Origin of the sequence: Nostoc sp. NMS8 (assembly GCF_017115045.1) — a bacterium.
In the GTDB taxonomy this organism is placed as follows: domain Bacteria; phylum Cyanobacteriota; class Cyanobacteriia; order Cyanobacteriales; family Nostocaceae; genus Nostoc.
Genome location: NZ_JABXKK010000041.1, coordinates 1 through 5917 on the forward strand (window position 1 = coordinate 1; position 5917 = coordinate 5917).

A 5917-nucleotide genomic window follows, 5' to 3' on the forward strand; every position below is an offset into this window, starting at 1 on the left:
TAGAAAAAACTACAGCTAACTCAATTGATGAGTTTATTCAAAACGAATTGAAATTAGACGGAGTTCCACCAGATTTAATCCGTTTGGGAATCGAAAGATTGCTTCAAGATTCTCCAATTAAGTACAAATTCGATGGCTGGAATAGTAAGCATAACTAAACTCGGTAAACCTATGCAAGACAACAATCAAAGCAGCTCCCCCTCAAAAGCCTCAAGCCCTTTAGAACAATTAACGACAAGTGTTGTTAACTTTATTAACAGTCTCTCTCAAAACTTTAAACTATCCGAACGCGAACTACTAGTTCAAAAACAGTGGCTACATAATATGCAGACTAGTAAGTTTCTCAAAGAACAACAGGATTTCATTAATGAAGCTAATCAACAGATGCCTATACTGTTAACTTCCAAGTCAAGATTAATAATTCTGGAAGCAATACTTGTCACTCGTGCCAGAAATGGGCAACCTATAGATGATTTATTGACGGCAATTGAAGTAGTCAGAAAGAACATTATTGAGATAGATATCCAGCCCAATCTCAATTTAGAAAAGGAGCAGAAAACCAAAGATACCCTAATTACACATCGTCATCAATACGAGTTACCTGTTCTGAGCGAAGTTGGTAATTTAATCACTGATGCCCGAAACCTTATATTAATTGTCCCCTTAATTTCGGCTCTATTTGTTTTGATTTTGCCTTTTACTAACCCAAGAATTTGCAATTCTTGGGAGAATGCTACTGGCACTTATGAAAACAAAAGTTTGTTCTGTCAACTTTTAAATGATTTGAATCGTTTTTTTCAAGACTATCAGAAGCTAAAATAAATCTTCTAGCTCTGGCAACAATCGCCGGAGCTTAAGCAAACTAATACGGAGTAAATCATTATCTACTACCCAAAGATATAACATTAATGCTAATTTAATCAGCCTAAAAAAAGCCTTTTTTAGCTGACAAGCCTGTAGAATAGGTATTGTTGACATTTTCAGTATTAAATAGGTAAAAATGCAAAATTGGAGCGCTTGCATTGTTAAAAGCTGCTCTTAAAAGAGATAAAATATTAATTAGAATAAATAACTTCCATAGTAATTTAAATGACTCGATTTATTCACGACCAGTTTGCTAAAGACTATTTGGAAGAGTTACTAAAACCTTATGGGGAAGTAAAAGCTTCTAGCCGTGTAGCTGGTGAGATTAGAGAAATTGATGTTTTATTTTCTCCTACCCAACAAGCTAATAATTTAGAGATGCTAGGAATTCTGGTAAAATTTGCAGCTACACCTGCTATTTTTGAACCCTTACGGGTTCGCAATCCTGCCTCTGAGGAGGAAATCTGTGATTGTTTGCTGAAACTATTGGAAGTAAGAGGTGCTTTACAACGCGAAGCTAACCGCAATAAAATCTCTATTAAAGAATTAGAAATTCCGAAATTGTGGATACTTTCTCCAACCGTATCTGTGAGAATACTTTCAGGTTTTAGTGCGATTCAAGCATCTAATTGGGTGGCTGGAGTATACTTAATGGGGGAGTATTTGCGAACAGCTATCGTTGTAATTCATCAACTGCCACGTACTCAAGAAACTTTGTGGCTAAGAATTCTCGGTCGAGGGAAAGTACAAAAGCAGGCTATTGATGAATTAGAAGCGCTATCATCTAATCACCCGTTTCGGAAAGCCACGCTAGAATTACTGTACAATTTACAGCAGAACTTGGTAATGTCTCAAACTGAAGAATTAGATGACAGGGAGTTAGTTATGCGATTAGCACCACTTTATCAGCAAGACCGAGAACAAGCTAGACAGGAAGGACAAGTAGAGGGAATTAAGCAAGGTGAAGAACGTTTAATTATACGTCAACTAAATCATCGTTTTGGTGAAATTGACTCTTCAGTACTTGAGCGAATTCGAGGTTTATCTACTGACCAATTGGAGACTTTAGGAGAAGCCTTTTTAGATTTTTCTTCCCTCACTGATTTAGAAACTTGGTTAGACCAAAATCTCTAAATAAAAAGCTTGTGCTATTATCTCTTGCCTGGAAAGTAGATACTCTCTTATCAAGGAGATTTGAGGCAAGGGGGAAAGGCTTCGTCGTGAGCGCAACTTCTCTTCTTAGGCTGCGCCCTAAGCGTAGCTATGCCGCAGGCTTTACGACAAAGATAAAAAGCTATTTGAGAACAGTAGTTGCGCCATCATTTTTCCTTTTTCCCCTCTTGTTTGCACCTTCTGTCACTTTCGATTCTTCTTCTTCCTTGCTAGAGTTGACCATTTTCATCAAGTGCTGATTTAGATAACTTTGCGCCGAGATATACAAACTTTCCCAAATCTCTTGATTACGGCTGATTTTTGTACCTACTGTATTTCCTGCTGTTTTCTCCGACACCAAGTATTTACGGAAATAGTTATTCCACAAGTGTTGCAGGAAATCTTCGGCAAATTCGTTAAACGGCAGAATCCATTTATAGTCCTTGTCCAAAAATACCCGATAGGACGCAATTATCGGTAGTGCGAGGTCAGTTGGCGCACCAAACCCGAAAGAGTACTTGCTGTCAGGCAATAACGTAGTTTTACGTATATCTATTGAAGCTAAATCGTTAACACCCTTTCTTCTGGGGTTGCTGATATGTTCTTGGATTATTTCGTAGAGTCTTTGCTCTATCCACAGAGCTTGAGATAGCAGAGGCAAAAGTGCAGTTAATCTTTCCCTTTCCGTGTCTGTGATGTTAGATGGGGGACTCATACCTGCTGGGTGTTTGGTTCGTTTATTGCCGTCGGGGTTGTATCTATTTCTGTCGAGGCAGTTAATCAACTTTAGCAAATGGGTGACATTACACTGAGCATTTCTGGGAGCGCCGCTTTGGTTTTGATAATAAGCGATGCGGAATTTTCTATCTTCTTTCTGTTCTAAGGAAGCTAAATACTGCTTGATGAATTTGTAATCACCCCTAGCGTTAACTTTGGAACGAGAATCTACTGGCGTTGTGGTATTTGAAGCCAGGGCTATATCCTTAGCCTCGTCTTCCGAGAGTCCGATGTGAATCGTAACTTTTACTCTGGCTTCGGTTAAATCGTATTTGTAATTTTTCGCTTGCTCAAATGCTAAAACTGTATGCCCTCCGTTGATAATGCCATCACTACCTCCTTCGTTAGCTTCTAAGACTTCTAGCTCCAGTTCAGTTTTGTTCTTGACAGGTTTTGCAATATTAGCTGACAGAACGATTCCACTGTGACGAGAGAAGAATTTTGCAGGTTCGGTGGTCAGGGAGTCGAAGACTTGTCTGTAGGTCGCGCTTTTGCGGTTTGGTTCCCTGATGTTGGGTTCTAGGGGTAGGTCTATCGGGAATGAGTCTACATGGGCGGTGGCGATGATGCAGTTTGGGTTGGCTTGAAAATAGTTATCTATCTTGATGTTCCAAGTCTTGGGCATAGTTGATTTGCAATGTGAGGGGAATTTCTATGTTAACCAAAACTAGTATCTGATATCGCGTTTCTCGGTTATGCCAAGTACCGTTGTATGCCAACCCAAAAATGCGCTGTCAGGGTTAGGGTAAGGGGTTTAAAACCTTTCCCCTCGCCCCTTATCCTCAGAGAGAACCCCACCTTCGCCAAAAAATAGCCAAGTTACGAAAGCGAACTACTTGATATTCTTGGCATTTCCAGTATGAAATAGGGGAAAATGTCAGCAATTGGAGCGCCTGCATGGAATCGGAGAAAATAATATGTCTAATGTGAGCATTGCAAAAGGTAGCTGCCTATGTGGAGCGGTAAGCATTTCCACAACTAGTATGAGTGAAAATGTGACAGCGTGTCATTGTAGTATGTGCCGCAATTGGGGTGGAGGGCCTTTGTTAGTCGAATACTTGTGAAAGTGATGTCAGCTTGTCTGGTGAAGAAAATATTGGGCTTTATCAATCGTTGCAGTGGGCAGAACGTGGATTCTGTAAGCAGTGTGGTAGCCATCTATTTTAGAGATTAAAACAAAATAACCAGTATTTCATGCCTGTTGGACTATTCGATAGTTCTGAAGGTCTTGTTTTCGATCATCAGGTATTCATTGATGAAAAGCCCAAATATTACTGTTTTGCCAATGAAACTAAGAACCTGACAGGGGCCGAGGTATTTGCACAGTTTGCACCTCCTGAATGACTTCCAAACATCAGAGTTACTTTTTACCAGTTTGAGTGAGATTGGGCGAATGAACGCACCGGTTTACTCACTTTCGTGCGATGGCGTAACCACTTTTTCCGTTGGCGTTCGTCAAAGACGTGCCGAACGCGAGTGCCGAACTCAGGAAAGGCATTGCCTCTCCAACGCGAGTGCGTCTCTGAAAGAGAAGAGAAGGTATCGCCCTTACCTCAAAGCAAAAAATCACCCAGCAATACCTTTCCCACTCTTGTAAGTCATCGCCCTGGGTTTCCTCTTGCCTATCGGGACTACTTTCGATTGCTTGGGAGGTTGAGGCGGACGGCATTTCTCACAATAGAGTGGTCGGACACCGAAGGTTTCTCTTTGGGTTGGTTGTTCACACTGTTTACATACGAAGTTGAAAACGCGGGTGTGAATTTCCCGTTTGTGCGCTCTGACGGTGTACTCTCTGACTTGGATTTCTTTGCTTGCCATTGCCTATTGCAATTAGTAACTTTTTGGATCTTAGCCTTTGCTAAGAAGATTTCAATGCTCTGGTTAAACATAATCACCCGTTTTGTGAATGGGAATTCTCATGGCTACGCCAAAGCCAGAGTGAGAGTTGCAACGACCAAACCCAACTGCAACACCTCACTACATTGAAAAATCACAAACATTTGGAGTTAATCATGGATATCCAAGCTACTCTCACCTTAACGATCCAAGCAGTCGTTATGAGCTTTGTTGCGCTGATGGTTTTCGATTTCATAGATGGTTTGTGGGTTGTACCCTTGCCGCCAATCGAATGGAAGCCATCAGTTATTGAACAGCCCACAGTTTCCGCAACTTCCCCACAACCTCCTCCACAACAGGAAATCCAACAAGCCACTCCAAGGGCGATCGCATTTGAGAAGATTCCTGACCCTTGGACTCTAGAACCACAATCCCCTCACCATTCTGTTCTCACGCCAGCAGTTATAATCCCTTTCCCCAGACTCCGACTACTCCCACCTGCCTTTCTTTGCAACCGATCAAACCCAAGCGGACTAAAGCAAAATCGTCCACGTCTAAGAAATCCGCCTCAACTAGTACTAAGCGCCAGTCCACCAAGCCACGCAAGATTAAGATAACTGGAAAGTACCAAAAAAATTATAGTTAACCCGTCCTTAGCTCAAACGGCTACGCCAAAGCGAAAGTGATGTATTCACATAATAGATATGGTCAGCCTTATAGCCACACAAGGAACTCTATTTGACCTAGAAACAGTTCTGGACTACGGACAATCAATCCTCAACGTTGCTCAAGAACTCACCAAATCACTGATTGAGAAACGGACTATCGGGACTAAAGCAATTCAGTCCCAGATGAATCGCCACTTTCACGGCACGGCAGCAGAGGGCGTATGGCAGTGGAAAGATGCTTACGAGGCAGTGGAAGTGGCGCAAATATTATATCTGCGTCAAAAAGGTTACAAGCTTTTATTAGAGTCGCCACAAACAGTATTATTGGAATTGGAGAAGTTAGTAGCCCTCTGCCCGACGCATACTCGCCGTAGTGAAGAGTCAGTACAGCTTCAGCAATTCTCCACCCCTCTGCCGCTTGCTTATCTGGTAGCCAAAGCAGGATTTATACAAGCTACTGATTTGGTGCTGGAGCCATCTGCCGGGACTGGCATCCTGGCACAGTTTGCCAAACGCCAGGGCGCGAGTCTCATGCTCAACGAAATCTCTCCCGACAGAACCAAAAGGGTGAACGAAAAAAAGCGTGGGGAAGAGAAAACAAGTTAGCGTATTATCTACGC

The 5917-nt window shown here is 41.9% G+C and carries 7 protein-coding genes; 5 read left to right on the forward strand and 2 right to left on the reverse strand.

Going from position 1 to position 5917, the window contains the following annotated elements; genetic code table 11:
• Window positions 1-324 precede the first annotated feature (324 nt).
• Window positions 325-822: a hypothetical protein gene (locus tag HWQ39_RS07090; RefSeq protein WP_292842981.1), complete on the forward strand. Its 498-nt coding sequence runs from the start codon at window positions 325-327 to the stop codon at window positions 820-822.
• A gap of 267 nt (window positions 823-1089) precedes the next feature.
• Complete coding sequence (locus tag HWQ39_RS07095; protein WP_292842983.1) at window positions 1090-1998, forward strand: DUF4351 domain-containing protein; 909 nt, start codon at window positions 1090-1092, stop codon at window positions 1996-1998.
• 160 nt (window positions 1999-2158) lie between these two features.
• Here the strand turns inward: HWQ39_RS07095 and HWQ39_RS07100 are convergent, their stop codons facing one another.
• Window positions 2159-3418, reverse strand: a complete 1260-nt coding sequence (locus HWQ39_RS07100; protein WP_292842985.1) for an AIPR family protein — start codon at window positions 3416-3418, stop codon at window positions 2159-2161.
• Window positions 3419-3987: 569 nt separating this feature from the next.
• On the opposite strand from HWQ39_RS07100, the gene HWQ39_RS07105 reads away from it, so the two are divergent.
• Window positions 3988-4137 (forward strand): hypothetical protein, encoded by a 150-nt coding sequence (locus HWQ39_RS07105; protein WP_292842987.1) that lies wholly within the window; start codon window positions 3988-3990, stop codon window positions 4135-4137.
• A 222-nt stretch (window positions 4138-4359) separates the two neighbouring features.
• Here HWQ39_RS07105 and HWQ39_RS07110 read toward each other — a convergent pair whose 3' ends face one another.
• A complete protein-coding gene (locus HWQ39_RS07110) occupies window positions 4360-4611 on the reverse strand; it encodes a hypothetical protein (protein WP_292842989.1) in 252 nt (83 codons plus the stop codon).
• Window positions 4612-4805: 194 nt separating this feature from the next.
• Here HWQ39_RS07110 and HWQ39_RS07115 point away from each other — a divergent pair, with 194 nt between their 5' ends.
• Together HWQ39_RS07115 and HWQ39_RS07120 are read left to right on the forward strand one after the other, a co-directional pair.
• Complete coding sequence (locus HWQ39_RS07115; protein ID WP_292842991.1) at window positions 4806-5246, forward strand: hypothetical protein; 441 nt, start codon at window positions 4806-4808, stop codon at window positions 5244-5246.
• Between the two features lie 87 nt (window positions 5247-5333).
• A complete protein-coding gene (locus HWQ39_RS07120; RefSeq protein ID WP_292842993.1) occupies window positions 5334-5903 on the forward strand; it encodes a hypothetical protein in 570 nt (189 codons plus the stop codon).
• Window positions 5904-5917 lie beyond the last annotated feature (14 nt).